The sequence below is a fragment of the Nonomuraea sp. NPDC049421 genome (assembly GCF_040677005.1).
GTDB lineage: Bacteria > Actinomycetota > Actinomycetes > Streptosporangiales > Streptosporangiaceae > Nonomuraea > Nonomuraea salmonea.
Window position 1 is genome coordinate 181,913 of sequence record NZ_JBFAQA010000020.1, and the last position, 22,006, is coordinate 203,918.

The window sequence follows — 22,006 nt, forward strand, 5'->3', positions numbered from 1 at the left end:
GTTCGCCCTTTCCCCCTAGCTCAGGACTGTCATGCCGTCAGATTTTGTCAGCGTCGCGATAGTGGCAGGCGTCGTCGCCATCGCTCTCGCAGCCGTGCTGATCTACCGAAACCGCGTCGGCCGTGAGCTCGCGCAGACCCGCGCGCAGCTGACCGAAACCCGGCACGCGCACGAACGCCTGTCCCGCGAGGGCGGCCAGTGGGAGCAGCGCCTGCGGCAGGCCGAACACCAGGCCAGAGAGGCCGAACACCAGATCAGGGAGGCCGAGCACAAGGTCAGGGAGGCCGAGCACCAGGCCAGGGAGAGCGAACGGCAGGCCCGCGAGGCCGAACGGCAGGCCCGCGAGGCCGCCGAGGAGGCCCGTGAGCTGCGCGCCCAGCAGGACCTCGCCCGCGTCGAGACCGACCACCTGCTGACCACCCGCATCCCCGCCCTGGTCTCTCACCTGCGCGCCTCCCACGTCACCGTGCCAGGACTGCAGAACGCGAAGCTGGCCGGCACCGACATCGACCGCCAGCACCTCGCCGTGCTCGACGCGATCTCCAGCGCGGTGCGCGAGGAGTCCGTACGCATCGACGAGGCCGCCCAGGCGATCGTGCGCGGCGCGATGTCGCGCGTGCAGACCCAGGCCCTGCGCGCCCAGGACCTGCTGTCGTCCGTCCAGCAGCGCTACAGCGGCGACGAGCACACCGACCTGCTGCGCGAGGTGCTCGGCCTCGACATGTTCAACGAACTCATCATCCGCCGCGCCCAGGCCACCGGCATCGCCTGTGGCGCCACCGCCGGGCTGTCGCGCGACGACACCTACCTCGTCGACCTCGTCGTCGGCGCCGTCGCCCGCGTCGAGAACTTCGACCAGCGCATCGACGGCCCCGCCAACCACCTGCGCCGCCGCGTCGGCGTGGCCGCCAGGGCCGCCGAGCCGATCCTGTTCGTCACCTCCGAGCTGCTCGCCAACGCCGTCCACCACTCCCACGGCACGCTCAAGGTGACCATCGCCCTCCACGAGACCAACACGGGCGCGGCCATCGTCATCGACGACGCCGGCGTCGGCCTCAACGAGGAGCAGTACGCCCGCGCCGGGCGGCTGCTCAGCGGCCGGCACTCCGTACGCCTGGTCGACCTCGGCAACCCGCCCCACACCGGCTGGGCCGCCATCGGCCGGCAGGTCGCGCAGTACGGCATGCAGGTCACGGTGAAGAAGAGCGCCTACGGCGGCGTCCAGGCCGTGGTGAGCGTCCCCGCGGGACTGCTGGTGGAGATGCCGGAGAACACCCGCCCGTCCGTGCTCGCGCCCGAGCCGGTCAGGGCCGTCATCGCGACGTCACCGTACCAGCAGCGCCTGCCGGAGGCGGCGCCGGTGCCCGCCGCCATCGCCCCGCGCCCCATGCGCGCTCCCGAGCCGCCCGAGCCGCGCCCGATGCGGGCGGCCGAGCCGCCCGAGCCGCGCCCGATGCGCACGGCCTCCCTGACGGACGCGCCCACCGACCCGGGCACCGGCACCGGTCCCGGCATGGGCCCCGGCAGGGGCCCCAGCATGGGCCCCGGCATGGGCGGGGCCCCCTCGGACACCGGCATCGACGGCCTGCCAGGGCTGCCGCAGCGCCGCCGCCAGACGCCGCGGCGCGCCCCCACGGGCCCCGCCACCACGCCGCTCACCACCCCCGAGGAGGCCCAGAAGCGGTGGGGCGACTTCCAGACGGGCGCAGAAGCGGGCCGCCGCGAAGCGCTGCCGTCTCAGCACGACGACGCGACCGAAGGGAACTGAACCCTCCATGGACCACACCCCCGCCGCCACCCCCCGCCCGCGCCGCCGGCCGCTGACGCTCGACGTCTCCTGGGTCCTGTCACCGCTCCTCGCGCTGCCCGGCGTCACCAGCGGCGTGGTGCTGAGCCGCGACGGGCTCATCCTCGGCGGTTCCGCCAACGTGAGCGTCGAGGCGGGAGAGCGTACGGCCGCGATGACGAGTTCGGTGCTGGGAGCCGCCCGCGCCCTGTGCGAGGGGCTCAGCAACGGCGCCGACGGCGAGGTCGTGGACATCGTCATCTCCGCGGGCACCGGCTACTACTACCTCGCTCCCGCCGGTGACCGCGCCGCCATCGTCGTGGCCGCCACCGGCGCCGTCCAGATCGGGTCTCTCGCGTACGAGGTGCAGCTCCAGGTGCAGAAGCTCATCAAGGCGCTCAACGACGCCAGCGCCGCCAGGACGCCGGAAGCTCCGGCATGACCTCCGGACGGCAGCGGCGGCGTGTCGTCCCCGACTTCATGGCCGCCGCCAAGCTGGCCGTGCCAGAACACATCAGCGTCGAACGGACGACCCTCGTCTACGTCGCCCCCGAGGCGGTCCCCGGCGCGCTGGACCCACCGGGCTCTCACCTGGTGAACCTCCTGGAGGAGGGCCCGCTGTCCGTCTATGAGTGCGCGGCGCACCTGGGCCTGCCGTACTGCGTGGTACGGCTGCTGGTGGCGGGGCTGGCGGCCTCCGGCACGCTGCTGACCCGGGATCCGCCGCGCGCGGACGGACCCGACATAGAAATCTTGGAGTTGGTACTCAGTGGCCTCCGCGCTCTCTGAAAGCCGGATCAGCGCCGACCACATCCCGGTCAAGCTGATCATCGCCGGACCCTTCGGCGTGGGCAAGACGACCATGGTCAGCGCCCTGTCGGAGATCGAGCCCCTCAACACGGAAGAGGTCCTCACCCAGGCGGGCACGCTGGTCGACGACCTCACCGGCGTCAACGAGAAGACCACGACCACCACCGCGATCGACTTCGGCCGGCTCACCCTGCCCGGCGTGGTGCTGTACCTGTTCGGCGCTCCCGGGCAGACCCGCTTCCAGGTGCTGTGGGAGGAGCTGGCGCGCGGCGCGCTCGGCGTGCTGGTGCTCGCCGACACCCGCCGCATCGACGACAGCTTCGCCGTGCTCGACCTGGTCGAGAACGCCGGCATCCGGTACGCGGTCGCCGTCAACCACTTCCCCGACTCGCCCGAGTACCCGGCCGAGGCGCTACGGCAGGCCCTGGACCTCGACCCGCGCACGCCGCTGCTGGTGTGCGACGCCCGCGACCCCGTCTCCGCCCGCGCCTCCCTCATCGCGCTGGTGGAGCACGTCAAGGAACTGATGCTGGCTTGACTTCTTCCCGCTCGTGCACGAGGGGACTCACACGGTCACCCGTGAGGCTTCCTGCTTCATCGCCGCCTGCCCGCCCGAGAGGACTCTCGTCGAGGTCTTACGTCAGCTCCACAGGCGTTTCAGCTCTCCGCCGGCCCGGCGGCGAGTACGTTCCTCGTGCTCTTGAACGTCGGGTGCTTCGCCCGCTTGGCGAAGAAGTTCGCGAACCCGGCCTGCAGCTGGCGCAGCGCCTGCGGCAACGGCACGCACGACACCTCGGCCAGGAAGCCGAACTCGGCGCTGGGCTTCCACGCCGTCAGATCGCATCTGTGTTCGATAAGTCTGGTTCGTCCAACGGCGAACCGGCTGCCCCTGTCCTGCTCCGCAGGGGCCAGATTCCTCCCCCGCCTGGATGCGGGGGTCTCTTCGGAGGTATCCGATGACCCTGCGTTATCTGCCCGATGCGGGCAAGCTGTACGGGCCCGAGTTCACCAACGACCCGCAGGCGGTCTACGCGCGGCTGCGCGAGCGGCACGGAGCCGTCGCGCCCGTGGAGATCGCCCCCGGCGTCCAGGCGCACCTGGTGATCGGCTACCAGGCCGCGCTCGACGTGCTGACCAACGCCGGCGGCGTGTGGAGCAAGGACTCGCGCCCGTGGCAGGTCAGGCTGCCGGACACGCCCGGCGCGGCGGCCGCGCTCGGCATGCTCGCCCACCGCGACAACGTGCTGTTCGCCGACGGCGCCGACCACGCCCGCTACCGCCGGGTGGTGATCGACTGCTACAGCATGATCCAGCCGCACAAGCTGCGCGACATGGTGATCGAGGTCTCCGACTCGCTGATCCGCGGCTTCGCCGCCAAGGGCACGGCCGACCTGGTGCACGAGTTCGCCAGGCCGATCCCGCTGCGCGTGTTCAACCTGCTGCTCGGCCGCCCCGACTCCGACAGCGCCGCGCTCATCTCGGCCCTGTACGACATGATGGAGGCCGACCCAGAGGCGGGCGCGCGCGGCTCCGAGAACTACTACCGCTACATCATCGAGCTGATCGAGACCAAGTACGCCAGCCGCGGCGACGACCTGACCTCGTGGTTCATCGACCACCCCGCCGGGCTGACCCAGCAGGAGGTCATCGAGGCGCTCGTCGTCACGCTGGCCGCCGGCTTCGACCCGATGGCCAGCCTCATCTCCAACACGATCTCCCGCATGGTCAGCGACGACCGCTACTACAGCTCGCTGACCAACGGCGCGCTCAGCACGTACGACGCGCTCATGGAGGCGCTGCGCGCCGAGCCGGCCATGGCCAACTACGGCCCCTACTTCACCACGCGGGCGGTCGACTTCCACGGCACCTGGATCCAGCCGGCCGAGCTGGTCCTGGTCTCCTACGCCGCGGCCAACACCGAGCCGACCCACGTACCGGACGAGCTGCGCTCCGACGGCGGCTCCTATCTGGGCTTCGGCGCCGGCGCGCACCGCTGCCCGGCCTCCGACCCGGCGACGCTCATCGCCATGACCGCCATCGAGCGGCTCACCTCGTACCTGAGCGACCTGGAGCTGGACGTGCCGCGCGAGGAGCTCGAGTGGCGGCCGGGGCCGTTCATCCGCTCGCTGGCCACCCTTCCGGTCAGTTTCACCCCCATCCGCCCCGACCAGCCTGGAGAGTCCCCTTGGTCAGCGCAGAGCGCGTCGCCCTCGACCCCTTCGGAACCGACCTTCCCGGCGAGTCCCGCCGGCTACGCGACCTCGGCCCCCTGGTCCTCGTAGAGCTCGCCGGCGGCATCCCCGCCTGGGCCGTCACCCGGCACGACCTGCTCAAGGAGCTCGTGCTCAATCCGCTGGTCAGCAAGGACAAGCAGCACTGGCGGCTGTGGGAGGAGGTCGGCAGCCGGCCCGAGTGGATGTGGATCGCGGGCTGGATCGGCGTGCGCAACATGCTCAGCACGTACGGCGCCGACCACCGCAGGCTGCGCAAGCTCATCGCGCCGAGCTTCACCGCCCGCCGCAGCAAGGCGCTGCAGCCCGTCATCGAGCGCATCATCGCCGAGCTGCTCGACGACATGGCCGCCACGCCTCCCGGTCAGCCCGTGGACCTGCGGTCGGCGTACGCGCACCCGCTGCCGATGCGGGTGATCTGCGAGCTGTTCGGGGTGCCCGAGCACATGCGGACCGACATGGCCGAGATCATGGAAGCGGTCATGGACACCACGGCCACGCCCGAGGCGACGGCGGCCAACCTGCAGCGCATCGCGACCGTGCTGCCCGCGCTGGTCGCCTACAAGCGCGAGCACCCCGGCGACGATCTCACCACAGAGCTGATCGAGGCCCGCGACCAGGGCGACCGGCTCAGCGACGACGAGCTGCGCGACACGCTGCTGCTGCTCATCGCCGCCGGGCACGAGACCACCGTCAACCTGATCGGCAACGCGGTGCACGCCCTGCTGACCCACCCCCAGCAGCTCCGCCGGGTGCTGGCCGGGGAGATCACGTGGGAGGCGGCGGTGGAGGAGACGCTGCGCTGGGCGCCGTCCATCGCCAACCTGCCGCTGCGTTTCGCGATCGAGGACATCGAGATCGCCGGTACGCGGATCCCGGCCGGCGACGCCATCATCACCACGTACCTGGCGGCCAACCACGACCCCGCCCAGCACGGTGAGGACGCCGACCGGTTCGACGTCGCCCGGGAGCAGGCGGAGCACCTGGCGTTCGGCGTCGGCGTGCACCGCTGCATCGGCGCGCCGCTGGCCAGGCAGGAGGCGCTCACCGCGCTGCCCGCCCTGTTCGCCCGCTTCCCGCACCTGCGCCTGGCCGAGCCGGGTGGCGAGGCGCCGCACGTGCCGTCGTTCATCGCGCACGGCTGGAGCGAGCTGCCGCTGCTGCTCGACGACCCGTCCTGACGCCGTGACACGATCATGACATCGCGCTGACGGCGCGCGGACATCGCCGCACCACAGTGATTCGGAGCCGCCCCCAGGGCCGGCTCCGAATCACTGCAGGAAGGCTGATGGATCGTGACAGAACGCGTACGCGTGGCCGTCTTGGGAGGCGGGCCGTCCGCCGAGCACGAGGTGTCGCTGCAGTCGGCGCAGGCCGTGCTCGACGCCTTGCCCGCCGACCTTTATGAGCCGATGCCGGTCATCATCGACCGGCGCGGCCGGTGGCCGGTGGAGCTGCGGCGCGACGTGGTGGACGTGGTCTTCCCCGTGCTGCACGGCCCGTACGGGGAGGACGGCGTCGTCCAGGGGCACCTGGAGGCGCTCGGCCTGCCGTACGTGGGGTGCGGCGTGCTGGCCTCGGCCGTGGCGATGGACAAGGTGGCGATGCGGCGGGCGTTCGTCGCGGAGGACGTGCCGGTCACCCCGTCCGTGTGGTTCTCCGCCCGCGAGTGGCGCGCCACCACCGACCCGTGGGCGCTGGTGAAGCCGCTCGGCTGGCCGATGTACGTCAAACCGGCCAACATGGGCTCCTCCATCGGCATCTCCCGCGTCACCTCCATGGACGAGCTGCGCTCCGGCGTGGAGCTGGCGCTCACCCACGACCGGGTGGTGGTCGTCGAGCAGGGCGTGAGCGCGCGCGAGTTCGTGTGCAGCGTGCTCGGCGACCACGACGAGCCGGACGTCTCCGTGCCCGGCGAGCTGCTCGTGCCCGGCGACTGGCTCGACTACGAGGCCAAGTACCTCGGCCAGGCCGAGATCGCCACCATCCCCGCCGTCCTGCCCGATCGGATCGCGGGCGACATGCGCGAGCTGTCCCTGCGCGCCTACCGCGCGATCGGCGGCTACGGGCTGGCCCGGGTCGACTTCCTCTGGGAGGAGGAGACGGGCCGCCTGTACGTCGGCGAGATCAACACGATGCCGGGCTTCACCGCGCGGTCCGTCTACGCCAGGTGCTGGGAGGCGAGCGGCGTCCCGTACCCGGACATGCTGCGCCGCCTCATCGACCTCGCGTTCGCGCGGAGCCGCGCGTGATTCCCATGACGCTGCGCGAGATCGCCGAGGTCGTCGGCGCGCGCCTGCACGACGTGCCCCAGCCCGCGACGGTGGTGTCGGCTCCGGCCGCGGTGGACTCCCGCGAGGTGCGGCAGGGCGGGCTGTTCGCCGCCACGGCCGGCGCCCACGTGGACGGGCACGACTTCGCCGGCTCCGCGGTCGCGGGTGGCGCCGCCGCGGTGCTCGCCGCGCGGCCCGTCGGGGTGCCCGCGCTGGTCGTCGAGGACGTACAGCTCGCGCTCGGCAGGCTGGCCGGGCACGTGCTCCGGCGGCTGCACCCGGCGGTGGTCGGCCTGACCGGGTCCGTCGGCAAGACCACGACCAAGGACCTGCTGGCCCAGGTGCTCGAACGGCACGGGCCGACCGTGGCCACCGAGCGGTCGTTCAACAACGAGCTGGGGCTGCCGCTCACCGTGCTGCGCGCCGACGCCGGCACCCGCTACCTGGTGCTGGAGATGGGGGCGAGCAGGAAGGGCGACCTGACCTATCTGACCGGCATCGCGCCGCCCGGGCTCGGGCTGGTGCTGAACGTCGGGGCCGCGCACGTGGAGCGCATGGGCGGCGGGCTCGCCGACGTGGCCGCGGCCAAGGGCGAGCTGGTCGAGGCGCTGCCCGCCGACGGGTGCGCGCTGCTCAACGCCGACGACCCGTACGTGCTGGGCATGGCCGGCCGTACCCGGGCGCCGATCCTGCTGTACGGGCGCGCGCCGCAGGCCCAGGTGCGGGCCGAGGACGTGCGGCTGGACGGGCGGGCACGTGCCGCGTTCGACCTGGTCACGCCGACCGGCCGGGCCCCGGTCCGGTTGGACCTCATCGGCGCGCACCAGGTCGCCAACGCCCTGGCCGCCGCCGCCGTCGCCACCGCGCTCGGCCTGGACGCCGCCGAGATCGCCGCGGGCCTGACCGCCGCCCGGCGCCGCTCGGCCGGCCGCCTGGAGATCGTCGAACGCCCCGACGGCGTCACCGTCGTGGACGACGCCTACAACGCCAACCCCGAGTCCATGCGGGCCGGGCTGCGGGCGGTCCGGGCCCTGGCCGGCGACCGCCGTACCGTCGCCGTGCTCGGCGCCATGGGGCAGCAGGCCGACGCCTCCCGCGCCCGGCACGCCGACGTGGGCGCGCTCGTCGCGCTGCTCGGCTTCGACGTGCTGATCGCGGTCGGCGCGGGCGACCCGCGCGCCATGGCGGAGGCCGCGGCGTCCCGCGGCGTGCGCGTCCACACCGTCGCCGACCCCGCCGAGGCCGCCGCCCTGGCCACTGAGCTGCTGCGGCCAGGGGACGTGGTGTTCGTCAAGGCGTCCAGCGAGATCGGGCTCGGTGCCTGCGCCCGCGCCCTCACCCACTGAACGGAGAACGCACATGCGCGCGATCGGCCTCATCGGCGGGCTGAGCTGGGAATCTACCGTCATCTACTACCAGATCATCAACCAGCGGGTACGCGAGCGGCTCGGCGGCAGCCACTCGGCCGACAGCCTCATCTGGTCCGTCGACTACACCACCGTCGAGGACCTCATCTTCGCCGGCCGCTGGGACGAGGTGAGCGCCCTGCTGGCCGACGCCGGCCGCAAGCTGGAGGATCTCGGCGCCGGGGTGCTGCTCGTCTGCAGCAACACCTTCAGCAAGGTCAGCGACGACGTGGCGCGGGCCACCGGCGTGCCCGTGCTGCACATCGCCGACGCCGTGGGCGCCGAGGTCCGCTCGCGGGGGATGCGCAAGGTCGGCCTGCTCGGCACCCGCTTCACCATGGAGCAGCGCTTCTACCGCGACCGGCTGGCCTCCCACGGCTTCGAGGTGATCGTCCCGCCGCGCGAGCAGCGGGACCTGGTGCACGACGTGATCTTCGGTGAGCTGGTGCGCGGTGTGATCCGCGAGGCGTCCAGGGACGCCTACGCCGAGATCATCGACGGGCTCGCCGCAGCCGGGGCCGAGGGCGTCATCCTCGGCTGCACGGAGATCGAGCTCCTGATCACCGAGAAGGACACCAGCGTCCCCCTGCTCCCCACCGCCCGCCTCCACGCCGAAGCCGCCGCCACCTTCGCCCTGTCGGGCTGACGCCCGGGGCCGCCCTGGCCTTGGCGGGGCCCGCCACGGATCGCCGCCTTCGCCCCCGACAGGCCGACCTCAGGGCGCCACGCGTGAGCGCGGGCGCCCTGGGCGGTCAGGGGGCGGTGAGCAGAGCGTGCAGGTTGCGGCATTCGTGGGCGAAGCGCGACTTTCTGCGGGTGCCGGCATGGTCGGCGATCACCGGGATCTCGCCGCGGGCGTCCGTCCACGCGGCCACCTCGGCGGCGAAGGCGACCCAGGTGGTGTGGGTGACGGTGATGCGCCGATCCGTCCCCGTACCGGGAACCAGCTCGGGGAGCAGGCCCCGCAGGATGCGCCACACCTCGTGGTGGCCGCCGGCCTCGGCCAGCTCGGTCAGCGCCGCGATGGCCGCCTTGGTCTCCCGCCAGGTGCGGCGCAGCACCAGCGCGAGCTGCCGGCCGATCGCCTCGCACGGCAGCGTGCCGCGCGCCGCCAGGCTGAGGACCAGCGGCAGCGTGCCGTGCAGCTCACCGCCCAGCATGAACGCGATGATCACCCCCGTGGCCTCGCCCAGGGGACCGTCCGAGAGCTCCAGAGCGGCGACGTCCGCGGGGAACAGCCCCGCCCCCCAGTAGTCGTGGAGCAGGGCGGGCAGGGCGCTGACGGCCACGATCTCGGGGTGCGAGGGCACCATCGCCGCCCAGGTGGGAAGCTGGCCGCGCAACTCGTCCCGCCGCCAGTGATTCGGCTCCCGCAGCAACACCTCGTCGATCAGCCGGTGACCGCTCGGCGCCGTCACCCGCACCACGGGCCGCAGCTTGACCTCGGTGAAATGCTCAGGCTCGCTGTCACCGAAGTCCACCATGGACGCGCCGACCATGTGCTGCCACACGGGCCCGCACTCGGGGTCGGCCATGCCGCCCTCGGCGAGCCACCGGACGGCCGAGCCCGCCGCCTCCGAGCCGATCCCGGCCGCCCGCGCGGCCGCCGCAGGATGCGTTCCGCGCGGCAGCCGCAGCAGCGCCTGGGCCAGGTCGGCGGGCAGCGGCTCCACCCCGGCGGCGGCGCAGACCGCCAGCCGATCGACCAGCACGCCGGGGTCGAGGTGACCGCTCGTCGAGGTAGGCGTGGCCAGCAGCACCGGCGGCAACGCGTCGGCGCGCAGGGCCGCGGCCAGCTCGGCGTAGCGGTGCAGCAGGAAGTCGTGCAGCGGGGCGACCGAGCGGCCACGCGGCAGCCGGTTGACCCGCCGCCACTCCTCGGGCCCGGGCAGCTCCTCCGGCATGAAGGACCGCAGCCGGGCCGGCATGTAGGAGACGGTCACCTCGACGAGCGGCTCGTCCGGGGCCGGCGCGGGCACCGGCTGCCCGGCGCGCATCGCCGCGATCCTGTCGGGGGCGACGCCCAGCTCGGCCATGCGCTCGTAGACGTCTTCGAGGATGTGGGACGGCATGGCCTCATCGCGGGCGTCGTAGCGGACGCCGGGTCGCGACCGTGACGCGTGGTGGTGATCAGGCGGCCCGAAGAGCAGGTCGTCGTCCGCAGGGGGCGGATCGGTGAGGACCTCCCACCGGGATTCCTCCTCCGGCTGCCGGTGGTCGGCAGGGGGGTCGAGGTGCACCCGGCCGCCGCTGAAGGGCACCTCCTCGCCGTCCTCGCGGGCCACCGCGGCGCCCGGACCCTCGTCACTGGTCCAGGTGATGTCGATGACGCGCAGCGGGCTGTCGTCGTCAAGGTAGCGGCCAGGATGGTAGCCGCCGAACACCGCGAACCCTGTGACCCGGCGGCGCGGCTCCGGCGGGGGCTCCTCGCCGCGCGGGATGGCGCGTACCCGTACGGAATGGCTGGAGTTGTCCCAGGCCTTCTGCGGCTGGACCGGCGGCACCTCCGGCAGGCTGCCGGGACTCACCAGCTCGCGGGCCAGCGCCAGCTGCCAGCGGTCGGGCTCGTCGAGCACCTTCCAGGGGTACCAGTGGCCGCGCTCGACCTCCGGCTCGAGCTCGCCGCTCAGGCGGGCCCGATCACCGGAGGCCCCGGCGACGAAGGCCGCGAGCCAGCACTCCCTGCGCACCCAGAACTCGGCCGCGTCCGGACGGATCGACGGCGCGGGGAACGGCTCCGCCCGCCGCGGCGCGGGCAGCGGCGGGAACACCCTGCGCTCCTGCTCCTCGGCCGGGACCTCCCCGCCGAACCGCGCGACCAGCCGCGCCCGCTGGTCGGCGGGCAGGTGCTCGAAGCCGTCACGAACGGCCTCGGCGTGATCGGCGAACAGCCCGGCGTGCTTGAGCGTCAGCTCCACCGCACGGTTGCGCACTTCGAAGGACGTGTGCGCGTACGCGGTCGTCAGCGCCGGAACGAAGTCGCCGGCCGCGTCGGGCCTGGCCCGCAGCCCCTCGTCGAGCCAGCGCAGGCCCATGACCGCGAGCTTGGCCTCCGCCCTGAACGTGAGCGCCTCCACCGCCTCGACCAGGTCGGCGTGGCCGAGCGGCGGCGCGGCCCGCACCTGCCCGGCGGCCAGTTCGGCGACCGTGCCGGGCGCCGAGGGCAGCAGCCGCAGGTAGTCGCGCAGGCGGGCGACGGACTCGGCGGGCGTGGGCTCCAGCAGCGTGTGCAGCCGGACGAAGAACCGCAGGTCCTGGATGTCGCCGCCGCGCAGGAAGCGGCTCACGCACCCGTCGAGCGCCTCCTGCCGGGGCAGCTCGCGCGCGGCGGCGGCCAGCCAGTGGGTCGGGCGGGGATCCAGGCGTTCCTCACGCAGGACGCGGCCCGCGCCGTCGGCGGTGAAGACGCGGGGCAGCAGCACCGGCAGCAGGGGATCGTCGGTCACGCTGGGCGCGTCCAGCCAGGCGGACACCAGCGGGTCGTGGTCGGGCGGCGTGACACCGGACGCGCGCAGCAGCGCCACGGCCAGCGGCGCGATGCGATCGGCCGGACGGCGCACCCGCAGGGCCAGCCGGGCCGCGACGTCGCGACGCCACTCCGGCGAGCGCGCGGCGGCCACCCGGCACACCTGGGCGACGTCGATGTCGGGGGCCCAGCGGCGGTTGACGTCGCGGCTGGTCATCCACGACACCGCCGCAGCGGGCCCGCCGATGAGCCCCACCCCGGCCAGCAGCAGCCCGCCGGCCACCATCCTGATCCCGTCGGTGACCCGCCAGGAGATCATGTCCTCGTGGTTCTCGTGGTATTCGGCGCGCAGCCTCTCCGTCAACGCCTCGCGCAGCTCCTTGACCAGGCCGGGCAACCGGCCCGCCAGCTCAGCGCGCTCCTCGTCGGTGAGCGCGACCAGGCGGTCCGCCAGCCGGGCGGTCCGGTCCTCGCTGATCAGCGTACGGATCTCCGTCCAGAGGCTCATCGGGAGACCTCCGCGGCGGCGCGGGCGACGATCCTGGCGGCCAGCACGTGCTTGCACGGCCCCCGGGAGCCGCGATGGTCCCACCACCACTCGCACGTACACGACCCGTCGGTCAGCGACACCCGCCGCTCGCCGCCCGAGGTGCGCACGGTCGCCAGCTCGCCCTCGAGCCGCACCGCGCCCGCCTCGGCCAGCTTGCGCGCCTTGGCCAGGCGCGGGTTGAGCAGCAGCACGTTGTCCTTGTCGTACGGCAGCTCGCGGTGGAAGTGCGCGGCCTCCGCCAGGTCGTAGCCGACCCGGCCGGCGACGCCGAGCTGCGTCAGCGCGGCGCGTACGCGGTCGGCGGGGATGCCCGCCCGGTCGGCCAGCAGGCCGATCTCGACCTCAGGCTCGAAGTTGAGCAGCATGCCCACCACGTCGGCGTCGTTCTCGGCCTCGTCGGTGGCGAGGTCGTGGAGCACCGCGCCCTCACCGGAGAAGCCGCGCCAGCCCTCGGGGGAGAGGGTCAGCGTGTAACGCATGCCGGGCAGCTCCAGCTCCCAGGCGCTGGAGGCGGCGTCGGCCGCGCCGTAGACGCGCAGGGTCTTGGCGAAGCGCAGCAGCGGCAGCAGGGTGGCGAGCCGGTGGGGGCCGGCCAGGCGTACGGACCCCGGCATCTGCCGCTCCGACGCCTTCAGCTCCCGCCCCGCCTGCGTCACCCACAGCGTGCCGCGCTTGGGCAGCCCGCGCAGGAACCGCACCGCCGCCATGCCCGCCAGCTCGCCCCGCTGGTCCATGCCCGAGGCGATCACCTGCACCTCGGCGAACCCGCGCAGCCAGCGCTCGGGCAGCGGCACCTTCTTCTCCACCACCGCGCCGTCGCCCGTGGTCACCACCAGCTCGTCGAGGCCCACCCCGAGGTGCAGCGGATCGCGCGCGCCGATGCGGGCCAGCGCCTCGCGCAGGGGCGCGTTCACGTCGACGTTGGTGGTGCCCCGGTCGAACACCTCGCCGTCGAGCGCGCCGCCCAGCAGGTCGAGCCGGGCGTAGACGCCGCCGCAGGCGGAGAACGACTCGAAGCGCAGCCGGTCGCCGTTGCACGTGACGACCGGGTCGCGTACCCAGCCGGGCCGCGACTGCGGCTGGTGGTAGCGGGCGAGCGCCACATCGGCGACGCCGAGCAGCGCAGCCGCGGCCGGAGCCGCCTGAGTGACCACGCCGCTGAAGAAGCGCGGAGCGAGGGCCGGCCCGGACAGGGCCCTGCCACCGGAGGTCGCCAACCCGAGGTGACCGTCGACAAGGGAGGAAGGCGCGGCGTACGTGTACGCCTGCGTCGCTGCAGTCATGGCGGGGACGATAGATCGCCCCACCGACAGATTTCACCGGGGACCCGAGGCCGGTGTCGGACGCTGCCCGATTAACGCCGGCGGCTCGCTCGGGGCTTGACTAGATCCCGCATCCACCGCCCTTGTCGGCAAGCGGCTGCATCGGGGCACCCACCTGCTTCCACCCCGTCCCGCTCGATGGAGATCGGTTGAGGCGGCGAGTCGCGCCACATGAACAAGTCGGCCTTCTTGGATACGACCAGATAAGCCAGCACATAAAGTGCGAACGCTCTGGCTTCGTTTGCATCGAGGCCCGTGTCGCGGTCCGGGCGACGCCTACGCACGAATGCCCGAACGGCGCTCTTGGCGCCATCGTAGATGGCGTTTCCTATCACCCCTGCGATGGCCGCCTCAGCGCCCCACTCCAGCGCCCTGGAGATCAGAACAGAGTCGATGTCCGCGTGTGGATCGGGGTCCTTGTGCTTTATGGCGGCGTACTGCTCGCCCAGGAGAGTCCGCGCGTCTTTCTCGGCATCCTGAGTGCCCAATAGGTCGTGAACCGCTTGAAGGTCCTCGGCGTCCCCATCACCGGTAGGTCGCGCGGTCACCTTTCCACTTTCTCATGAGCGGTCTCACCGGCAGCGCGGGAAATGCGCATGCGCTTGGGGGCCGCCTCGTCGCCGGCGCATTCCGCGGGGTTCGGGTCAGGCGGGTGGGGCGGTGCTTGCGCGGATGATGAGTTCGGTGGCCAGCTCGACGCGGTTTTGCGTCAGTTGTTCGCCTTGGGCCAAGGTCAGGAGCATCGACGTCGCGGCGGCGGCCATGTCGGCCAACGGCTGGCGGATCGTGGTCAAGGGTGGGATGGCCCAGCGGACGGAGGGCAGGTCGTCGAAGCCGATGACGCTGAGGTCCTCGGGGATGCGCAGGCCGAGCTGGTGGGCGGCGTGGTAGACGCCGATGGCCTGGCCGTCGTTGGTGGCGAAGAAGGCCGTGGGGCGGTCGGGCAGACGCAGCATGCGCAGGGCCTCGGCCAGGCCGCCCTGGATGAGGAAGTCGCCGCGGCCGATCAGCTCGGGGTCGACGGGCAGGCCGGCCATGTCGAGGGCGGTGCGGTAGCCGTCGAGGCGGGCGCGGCTGGACAGGGCGGAGTCGGGCCCCGTGATGATGGCGATGCGGCGGTGGCCGAGGTCGAGGAGGTGGCGGGTGGCGGTCAGGCCGCCGTGCCAGTTGCCCGCGCCGACGGACGGGACGTCGCCGCCGGGGGTGTCGGCGGGGTCGAGCAGGACGAGCGGGATCTCGCGGCGGGCGAGCAGGTCGTGCTGGGCCAGGGTGAGGCCGGAGAACACCGCGATCACGCCGCTCGGCCGCCGCCGCAGCACGCCCTCCAGCCAGGCGTCGCCCTCGGCGCTGTCACGGTGGACGTCGGAGACCGCCACCGTCAGCTCGTGCTTGCGGGCGACCTGCGCCACGCCCTTGGTGATCTCGACGGGGTAGTCGCCCTCGAGGGCGTGGAAGACCAGCTCGACCAGGGCCGTGGGGGTGGAGCGGCGGCGCTGGCGGCGGTAGCCGTGGCGGCGGATGAGCTCTTCGACGGCGGCGCGGGTCTCGGAGGACACTTCTGAACGGCCGTTCACGACCTTGGAGACCGTCGCGGTGGAGACGCCGGCCAGCTCGGCGAGCTGGGCGATGGTGAGTGGAGACGACTCCGTGGTCATGGCCGCAGTCTAGCCAGGCGAACCCGAACCAGGGCGGTCCCGGCCCACCAAGATCAGGCCTTCAGCGTACGTTCCGCGCCCTCGCGGTGCTGTCGCGGGCTATGAGCTGGGGCGGAACGACCAGTACCTCGTGAGCGACGGGTTCCGTCGCGTCCATCCGCCCGAGCAGCAGCTCGATGCTCAGCCTGCCGACCTGACCGAAGTCCTGCCGGACGGTGGTGAGAGCGGGGGTGAAGTACGCCGACTCAGGGACGTCGTCGAACCCCACCACGGACACCTGCTCGGGCACCCTGATCCCCGCCTCGCTGAACGCCCGCAGCAGGCCGAGCGCCATCTGGTCGTTCGCCACGAACACCGCGCTCAGGCCGGAGACCCGGGCCAGCTCTCCGCCGGCCACGTATCCGGATCTCGGCGTCCAGTCGCCCGTCAGCGGCTCGGGGATCCTGCGTCCCGCCGCCGACAGGGCGGCTCGCCATCCCTCACGTCGTCCCTCGGACTCCAGCCAGCCGTCCGGGCCGCTGACGTGCCAGACGGTCTCGTGGCCCAGCGCGAGGAGGAGAGCGGTCGCCTGCCGCGCGCCTTCGGCCTGGTCCACGCGGACCACGGGCACGTGGCCGTGGTGCGGGTACTCGATCGCCACGGCGGGCAGGCCGGGAGGCAGGCCGGCCAGGGCTCGCGCGGCGGCGTGCTGCGGCGCGACCACGACGACACCGTCCACGCCCTGCTCGACCAGATGCCCGATGGCCTCGTCCACGCCCTGCTCCACCAGGCTGCTGACGGCCGCGGTCGCGGTGGGGGCGTTGATGGTGCGCAGGCTCAGGACGCTGACGAAGTATCCGGCTTCTCTGGCCGCTTGTTCGATGCCGTGGACGGTTCTGGCGGGGCCGTACAGGGTGGTGTTGAAGCCGATCACGCCGAGCCGGTGGGAGCGTCTGGTGACCAGCGCTCGCGCGGCCAGGTTGCGGCGGTAGCCGAGGATGCCGATGGCGTGCAGGACGCGCGCCCGCGTCGCCTCGCGCACTCTCGGGTGCTTGTTCAAGACGCGGGAGACGGTCTGCTGGGAAACGCCCGCCAGCCTGGCCACGTCGGCCATGATCGGGAGGTGGCGCTCGGCGGGTGGCCGCAATCTGTCCCTCTTCCGGCGTACGGCAGCATGCGGCGTCAGGCTAAGCCGCCCCGCCGACGAGCGTCAAGATTGTTTTCGGTGACTCGACAGTAACGTTCGGCAGCTGTGGTGCTTCCTCGGAGGAGGAGATCGGTGCCCAGCTCCACGCGGTGCCGGACCGAGCGATCGCCGCGGGCCAGGGCGAGGACCAGGTCGGCGGCCGTCGCGGCCATCTCGGGGAGCGGGCGGCGGATCGTGGTGAGGGGCGGGTCCATCCACCGGCCGGCCAGCGGGGCGTCGAAGCCGATCACGCTGACGTCTTCGGGGATGCGCAGGCCGAGCCGGTGCAGGGCGCGGTAGACCCCGCCGGCCTGGCCGTCGTCGCAGGTGAGGATGGCCGTCGGAGGGGACGGCAGCCGAAGGAGGCGCTCAGGGGCGTCTCCTGGGCCGGCGATCAGCCCGGGGTCGACGGGCAGGCCGGCCATGTCGAGCGCGGTGCGGTAGCCGTCGAGGCGGGCACGGGCGGCCAGGGCGTCGGCCGGGCCCGCGACGGCGGCGATGCGGCGGTGGCCGAGTGAGAGCAGGTGGCGGGTGGCCATGAGGCCGCCGCTCCAGTCGCTCGCGCCCACCGAGGCGACCTCGGCCGGCTGCTCGTCTCGCGGATCGAGCAGGACGAGGGGGATGCCGCGGGTGGCGAGCTGCTCGCGTTCTGTGCCGGTGAGGCTGGAGAACACGGAGATCACGCCCGTGGGACGGCGGCTGAGCACCCCCTCGATCCAGTCTCTGCCCTGGTCGTCGCCGTGCCGCAGCCGCGACAGCGTCACGGCCATGCCGTGCTCGCGCGTCACCCGTTCGACGCCTGCCGCGACCTCGGCGGGCGCCTCGCCGTCGAGCGTGTCGAAGGCCAGCTCCACCAGGGGCGCGAAGGGGGCGCGGCGCCGTTGCGGCCGGTAGCCGTGCTCGTGGATGAGCCGCTCGATGAGCGCGCGGGTCTCCGGCCTGACCTCCGTACGGCCGTTGACGACCTTCGAGACGGTGGCCGTGGAGACTTGGGCCAGCTCGGCGAGCTGCGCGATGGTCAGCGGCCGTGGCTGCGTGGCGCCGTCGTCGGGCGGCCCTGCGACCATGCTCATGCCGAAAGTCTAGCCAGCTGTTTTCGGGACTTCGGACCTTAGTTTTCGGCGGCATCGATGACAGCGGGAGGCCGGGGCCGCTGGGCGGCCCCGGCCTGGATTCACGGCCTCAGCGCTGCAAGGTGAGCAGGCCGGGGCGGTAGGGGAGGAGGCCGTAGTCGCCGCCGCTGTTCGGGCTGCGGCCCTGGTAGAGGAGCTGCAGGTTGCAGGGGTCCACGGTGAACGTCTGGTCCGCGCTCGCCCTGACCAGCTCGCCGTGGCTGATGTCGTTGGTCCACGTCGCGCCGCTGTTGGCCTTGCCGGCGAACGGGTTGCCCTCGCTCGCCGCCTGCGGCGTCCACGTGCCGTTCAGGCTGGTCGCCGTGAACGAACGGAAGTAGCGTCCCTGCGAGCCGATCGCCTCGACCAGCATCAGGTACTTGTTCTGGCCCTGCAGCTTGTAGACCTGCACGCCCTCGAACAGGTTGTTCGTCGAGTCGCTCATGATGATCGTCGAGGACGAGCCGAAGTTGCCGGGGAAGTTCCCGATGGGCATGCTCGCCCGGTAGATCCGGCCGTTGTCCCCGGCGAAGAACAGGTACATGTTCGAGCCGTCACCGATGAGCGTCTGGTCGATCGGGCCGGTGCCGGAGCCGGAGATGCTGCCGGTGAACAGTGGCTGCTCGCCCGACCAGCCGTTCGGGTTGGTGGGGTCGGTGGAGGTCCGGTACGAGAAGGCCGAGCTGCCCCACTGGTAGGCCAGCACCCAGATGTTGCGCGGCGCGAAGTAGAACAGGGTGGGCGCGACGGTGCCGGAGTTCATGGCGTTCTGGCTGGCCGAGCCCATCTCCGACCAGTTGCTGAACGGGCTGAAGTTCATCGACCCCCAGCGCGTGCCGGTGTCGTGCGTGGTCGCGTAGACCAGGTGCCGGCCGTTGTAGGGGGCGACGGTGAAGTCCTTGAGCGACACCCAGCCCGACCGCGGCTGCGCCAGCGGCCCCGTCGAGGTCCAGCGGTAGCTCGACGGCAGGTCGCACTGCCCGGGGTTGCCGGGGTCGGTGCCGCCGTCCACCTTGACGAGCTGCCACTGCTGGTTGGCGCCGCCCCAGTCGTCGTACTGCACGATGTTCCCGCCGTCCGCGGTGGACGCGCCCTGCACCTCCAGCGCCTTGTTGCTGTTGCGGTTGATGAACCGCACGTGGCCGTCGGAGCTGTCGGCCAGCCGCCACTGCTGGTTGGTGCCGTTGTGGTCGCTCCACTGGACGATGGAGCCGCCGTTGGCGGTGGAGAAGTTGTAGACGTCGAGCACCTTGCCGGAATGACGGGACTTGATGCGGTAGTAGCCGCCGCCCGAGTCCACGAACTGCCACTGCTGCTGGTTCTGGTTGTTACGGCTCCACTGGGTGATGCGGGCGCCGTCGTTCGTGGCCAGGTTGTAGACGTCCAGCGCCTTGCCGCTGTTGCGGTTGACCAGGATGTACCAGGCGTTGGTGTCCACGGTGGCCGCGCGGGCCGGCAGGGCGACGAGCAGGCTCGCCAATAACGAGCCCAGCGCCGCGAGGACGACCAGGAGTCTGCGGTTCACGAAGCATGCCTTTCTCGAGAGGGGGTTCGATCAGGGTGCGGTGAGGTCGAAGCGGCGCACGGTCACCGCGCCGCCGAGTGACCGGGTGGCGTAGTTGAAGATCCCGAAGCGGTAGCCCATGAAGAACTGCCAGGCGTTGTTCAGCGTGAACGCCCGGCCGAGGCTCACGTACGTGCTGCCGTCCGTGCTGTACGAGAAGCGCGCCTGCCGCCCCGACCCAGGCCGGACGTCGGCGGTCACCCGCAACCAGATCCGGCCGCCCGAGACGGGAGCGCTCGCCGCCTCCGTGCCGGTGCCGGTGGTCTGCCACGAACTGTTCATGGTCAGCCCGTCGGTCATCGCGACCCGGGTGACGCCGTTGTCGCGCCGGACGCCGATCCACGCCGACTGGTCGCGCAGCATCGCCAGGCCGGCGCGGTCGCCGTCGGCCATCTGCGCGTAGTCGAGCTCGATCGTCGCCGTGGACTGCGGCCCCTGGATGCGGTGGGTCAGCGTGTTGCGGGCGTTGTAGAGGTCGTTCGTGACGGTCGCGGTCTGCAGGCGCAGGCCGTTGCCGGTGGAGAAACGGCTGGTGTCGGGGTTGTGGTTCCACTCCCAGCGGTGGCCGAGGGTGCCCGACGAGAACGTGTCGGGGCCGATCATGGACGCCACGGTCCTGGACGTCTGGATGTTCGGCTTCGGGTACGTCACGCCCCAGCGTCCGTTGACGGTCTGCAGCACCGGCCAGTCGCCGCTCCACGTGATCGGCGCGAGCGCCGGGACCCGGCCGCCGGGGTAGGCGTCGACGAAGGACATGTAGTACCAGTCGCCGTTCTGCGTCTGGACGAGCCCGCCCTGGTGCGGCACGCCTCCGCCGGAGATGGGACCGGGCAGGTCGAGCAGGACCTGGCGCATCTCGTACGGGCCCCACGGGGAGGTCGAGCGGAGCACGTACTGGCCGTTGGCGGGCCTGGTCAGCCAGATGTAGTAGTAGCCGTTGCGCTTGTAGAAGCGGGCGCCCTCGAGGGTGCCGACGCTGCTCGGCGTCTGGAACACCTGCTGCGCCCGCACCTGGCTCAGCCCGTCGGCGGAGAGCTGGGCGACGCTGATGGTGCCGTTGCCGTAGGCGACGTACATGGTGTCGTCGGTGTCGATCAGCAGGCCCGCGTCGTAGTAGCAGTTGTTGATCTGCGAGCGCTTGGTCCAGGTGCCGTCCACGGCGGAGGCGGTGTAGACGTACGTGCGGTTGAACTCGATGCAGCCGATCCAGTAGTAGGTGGAGTTACTCGGCCGGTAGTTGAGCGTCGAGGCCCAGATGCCCTTCACGTACGCCCGTCCGCCGCTCAGGTCGTACGCGCCCGAGCCGAAGTCGAGCCGCGGCACCGAGTGCCCGGCGTACTCCCAGTCGACCAGGTTGTACGAGCGCAGGATCGGCGCGCCGGGGGAGTAGTGCATGGTCGAGGCCGAGTAGTAGTAGGCGTCGCCGACCCGGATGATGTCGCCGTCGGCGAAGTCCTGCCAGACGACGGGGTTGCCGTAGGTGTCACCGGGGTTGCCGGGGTCGCCGCCGTCGACCTCGACGAGCTGCCATTGCTGGTTGGCGCCGCCCCAGTCGTCGTACTGCACGATGTTGCCGCCGTCGGCGGTGGAGGCGTTCTGCACTTCGAGGGCCTTGTTGCTGTTGCGGTTGATGAAGCGGACGTGGCCGTCGGAGCTGTCGGCCAGCCGCCACTGCTGGTTGGTGCCGTTGTGGTCGCTCCACTGGACGACGGGTGCGCCGTTGGCGGTGGAGAAGCCGGACACGTCGAGGACCTTGCCGGAATGGCGGGATTTGATCCGGTAGTAGCCGCCGCCGGAGTCGACGAACTGCCATTGCTGCTGGTTCTGGTTGTTACGGCTCCACTGGGTGATGCGGGCGCCGTCATCGGTGGCCAGGTTGTAGACGTCGAGCGCCTTGCCGCTGTTGCGGTTGACCAGGACGTACCAGGCGTTGGTGTCCACGGTGGCCGCCTGGGCCGCCTGGGTCGTCGGCGTCAGCAGCACGCCGACGAGCGCGAGGGCCGAGAGGATCGCCAGCGCACGCCTCACGGGGACCTCCAGCACGTACATAACCGTGTTGTTAGCGCTAACATTTCGCTTCGCATGACGACTCGTCCCTTCTTCTCAGGGTGCGTTGTCGGGGAGTACATCCGACGGTCCGGCCCGCCGTCAACGAATCGTCAACGAAGGACGCCCCGCCGCCGGACGGGGCGCGGCGCTCCTGCCTGGCGTTTCACGTCGTCAGGAGGACCGCTGTGCGCGGAGCGAGCTCATGAAAATTTCATGCTGATCGAGTTACGTTACGAGCGCGGCTGTCTCGTCCCGGAACCGCCCGTCCGGGACCGGGACGAGAGCTCAAGCCGCGGTCAGGACCCGGAGTTGTAGGTCCACCGCTGGTTCGCGCCACCGTGGCAGGTGTAAAGCTGCAGGCCCGTGCCGTTGCCGGTGCCCTGGCCGACGGCGTCGAGGCAGAGGTTCGACTGGACGCCGGTGATGCTGCCGTCGGAGTTCACGCGCCACTTCTGGTTGTCGCCGCCCCAGCACGAGTAGATCTGGATGCGGGCGCCGTTGCCGCTGCCTCCGGCGTCGAGACACTTGTTGCCGTAGACGCGCAGCTCACCGGATGAGGTCTGGCTCCACTGCTGGTTGGTGCCGGTGTTGCAGTCCCAGAGCTGGACGGCGGTGCC

18 protein-coding genes and 1 pseudogene are annotated in these 22,006 nt (G+C 72.0%); 9 read left to right on the forward strand and 10 right to left on the reverse strand.

Features of this window, described 5'->3' with window-relative positions; genetic code table 11:
- The first annotated feature begins 61 nt into the window (after positions 1-61).
- Genes AB0K18_RS30850 through AB0K18_RS30865 form a run of 4 tightly spaced genes read left to right on the forward strand, consistent with a single transcriptional unit; the run spans position 62 to position 3,134 of the window.
- On the forward strand, positions 62-1,768 hold the full coding sequence (locus AB0K18_RS30850; protein WP_364921141.1) for a hypothetical protein: 1,707 nt from the start codon (positions 62-64) through the stop codon (positions 1,766-1,768).
- Between the two features lie 7 nt (positions 1,769-1,775).
- A complete protein-coding gene (locus AB0K18_RS30855; protein WP_345405362.1) occupies positions 1,776-2,228 on the forward strand; it encodes a roadblock/LC7 domain-containing protein in 453 nt (150 codons plus the stop codon).
- Positions 2,225-2,575 (forward strand): DUF742 domain-containing protein, encoded by a 351-nt coding sequence (locus AB0K18_RS30860; protein ID WP_355418271.1) that lies wholly within the window; start codon positions 2,225-2,227, stop codon positions 2,573-2,575. Before AB0K18_RS30855 ends, AB0K18_RS30860 begins: the two co-directional genes overlap by 4 nt.
- Positions 2,556-3,134: an ATP/GTP-binding protein gene (locus AB0K18_RS30865; protein ID WP_364921144.1), complete on the forward strand. Its 579-nt coding sequence runs from the start codon at positions 2,556-2,558 to the stop codon at positions 3,132-3,134. Before AB0K18_RS30860 ends, AB0K18_RS30865 begins: the two co-directional genes overlap by 20 nt.
- Positions 3,135-3,286: 152 nt before the next feature.
- Here AB0K18_RS30865 and AB0K18_RS30870 read toward each other — a convergent pair.
- Positions 3,287-3,433: pseudogene (locus AB0K18_RS30870) on the reverse strand (RNA-guided endonuclease TnpB family protein); the annotation flags it as partial.
- 119 nt (positions 3,434-3,552) lie between these two features.
- Here AB0K18_RS30870 and AB0K18_RS30875 point away from each other — a divergent pair.
- The 5 genes from AB0K18_RS30875 to AB0K18_RS30895 all read left to right on the forward strand — a co-directional run bounded on the left by AB0K18_RS30875 (position 3,553) and on the right by AB0K18_RS30895 (position 9,152).
- Complete coding sequence (locus AB0K18_RS30875; RefSeq protein ID WP_364921147.1) at positions 3,553-4,878, forward strand: cytochrome P450; 1,326 nt, start codon at positions 3,553-3,555, stop codon at positions 4,876-4,878.
- Complete coding sequence (locus AB0K18_RS30880; protein ID WP_364921149.1) at positions 4,782-6,008, forward strand: cytochrome P450; 1,227 nt, start codon at positions 4,782-4,784, stop codon at positions 6,006-6,008. The genes AB0K18_RS30875 and AB0K18_RS30880 overlap by 97 nt, the downstream gene beginning before the upstream one ends.
- 114 nt (positions 6,009-6,122) lie before the next feature.
- A complete protein-coding gene (locus tag AB0K18_RS30885) occupies positions 6,123-7,079 on the forward strand; it encodes a D-alanine--D-alanine ligase family protein (protein WP_364921152.1) in 957 nt (318 codons plus the stop codon).
- A gap of 5 nt (positions 7,080-7,084) precedes the next feature.
- A complete protein-coding gene (gene murF / locus AB0K18_RS30890; RefSeq protein ID WP_364921194.1) occupies positions 7,085-8,446 on the forward strand; it encodes a UDP-N-acetylmuramoyl-tripeptide--D-alanyl-D-alanine ligase in 1,362 nt (453 codons plus the stop codon).
- 13 nt (positions 8,447-8,459) lie between these two features.
- Positions 8,460-9,152 (forward strand): aspartate/glutamate racemase family protein, encoded by a 693-nt coding sequence (locus tag AB0K18_RS30895; protein ID WP_364921154.1) that lies wholly within the window; start codon positions 8,460-8,462, stop codon positions 9,150-9,152.
- 106 nt (positions 9,153-9,258) lie between these two features.
- On the opposite strand, the gene AB0K18_RS30900 is transcribed toward AB0K18_RS30895, so the two are convergent.
- The 9 genes from AB0K18_RS30900 to AB0K18_RS30940 form a co-directional block, all read right to left on the reverse strand.
- Positions 9,259-12,480 (reverse strand): hypothetical protein, encoded by a 3,222-nt coding sequence (locus AB0K18_RS30900; protein ID WP_364921156.1) that lies wholly within the window; start codon positions 12,478-12,480, stop codon positions 9,259-9,261.
- A complete protein-coding gene (locus AB0K18_RS30905) occupies positions 12,477-13,805 on the reverse strand; it encodes an SWIM zinc finger family protein (RefSeq protein ID WP_364921159.1) in 1,329 nt (442 codons plus the stop codon). The genes AB0K18_RS30900 and AB0K18_RS30905 overlap by 4 nt, the downstream gene beginning before the upstream one ends.
- 71 nt (positions 13,806-13,876) lie before the next feature.
- A complete protein-coding gene (locus AB0K18_RS30910) occupies positions 13,877-14,392 on the reverse strand; it encodes a hypothetical protein (protein ID WP_364921162.1) in 516 nt (171 codons plus the stop codon).
- Between the two features lie 96 nt (positions 14,393-14,488).
- Positions 14,489-15,499: a LacI family DNA-binding transcriptional regulator gene (locus AB0K18_RS30915; RefSeq protein WP_364921164.1), complete on the reverse strand. Its 1,011-nt coding sequence runs from the start codon at positions 15,497-15,499 to the stop codon at positions 14,489-14,491.
- Between the two features lie 61 nt (positions 15,500-15,560).
- Positions 15,561-16,625, reverse strand: a complete 1,065-nt coding sequence (locus tag AB0K18_RS30920; RefSeq protein ID WP_364921167.1) for a LacI family DNA-binding transcriptional regulator — start codon at positions 16,623-16,625, stop codon at positions 15,561-15,563.
- Between the two features lie 35 nt (positions 16,626-16,660).
- A complete protein-coding gene (locus AB0K18_RS30925; protein WP_364921170.1) occupies positions 16,661-17,737 on the reverse strand; it encodes a LacI family DNA-binding transcriptional regulator in 1,077 nt (358 codons plus the stop codon).
- 109 nt (positions 17,738-17,846) lie between these two features.
- Positions 17,847-19,268 carry a non-reducing end alpha-L-arabinofuranosidase family hydrolase gene (locus AB0K18_RS30930; protein ID WP_364921197.1) on the reverse strand — a complete coding sequence of 474 codons (1,422 nt, stop codon included), beginning with the start codon at positions 19,266-19,268 and terminating at the stop codon, positions 17,847-17,849.
- Between the two features lie 63 nt (positions 19,269-19,331).
- Entirely contained in the window at positions 19,332-21,368 is a 2,037-nt protein-coding gene (locus tag AB0K18_RS30935; protein WP_364921172.1) for an RICIN domain-containing protein, read from the reverse strand.
- Positions 21,369-21,685: 317 nt separating this feature from the next.
- On the reverse strand, positions 21,686-22,006 hold a 321-nt coding region (locus tag AB0K18_RS30940), incomplete at its 5' end, for an RICIN domain-containing protein (RefSeq protein WP_364921175.1).

Excerpts from the sequence above, each read along its gene's own strand:
- AB0K18_RS30855 (WP_345405362.1), top strand. The coding sequence starts at position 1,776 with ATGGACCACACCCCCGCCGCCACCCCCCGCCCGCGCCGCCGGCCGCTG.
- AB0K18_RS30860 (WP_355418271.1), top strand. The coding sequence starts at position 2,225 with ATGACCTCCGGACGGCAGCGGCGGCGTGTCGTCCCCGACTTCATGGCC.
- AB0K18_RS30875 (WP_364921147.1), top strand. The coding sequence starts at position 3,553 with ATGACCCTGCGTTATCTGCCCGATGCGGGCAAGCTGTACGGGCCCGAG.
- murF (WP_364921194.1), top strand. The coding sequence starts at position 7,085 with ATGACGCTGCGCGAGATCGCCGAGGTCGTCGGCGCGCGCCTGCACGAC.
- AB0K18_RS30895 (WP_364921154.1), top strand. The coding sequence starts at position 8,460 with ATGCGCGCGATCGGCCTCATCGGCGGGCTGAGCTGGGAATCTACCGTC.
- AB0K18_RS30900 (WP_364921156.1), bottom strand. The coding sequence starts at position 12,480 with ATGAGCCTCTGGACGGAGATCCGTACGCTGATCAGCGAGGACCGGACC.
- AB0K18_RS30905 (WP_364921159.1), bottom strand. The coding sequence starts at position 13,805 with ATGACTGCAGCGACGCAGGCGTACACGTACGCCGCGCCTTCCTCCCTT.
- AB0K18_RS30915 (WP_364921164.1), bottom strand. The coding sequence starts at position 15,499 with ATGACCACGGAGTCGTCTCCACTCACCATCGCCCAGCTCGCCGAGCTG.
- AB0K18_RS30925 (WP_364921170.1), bottom strand. The coding sequence starts at position 17,737 with ATGAGCATGGTCGCAGGGCCGCCCGACGACGGCGCCACGCAGCCACGG.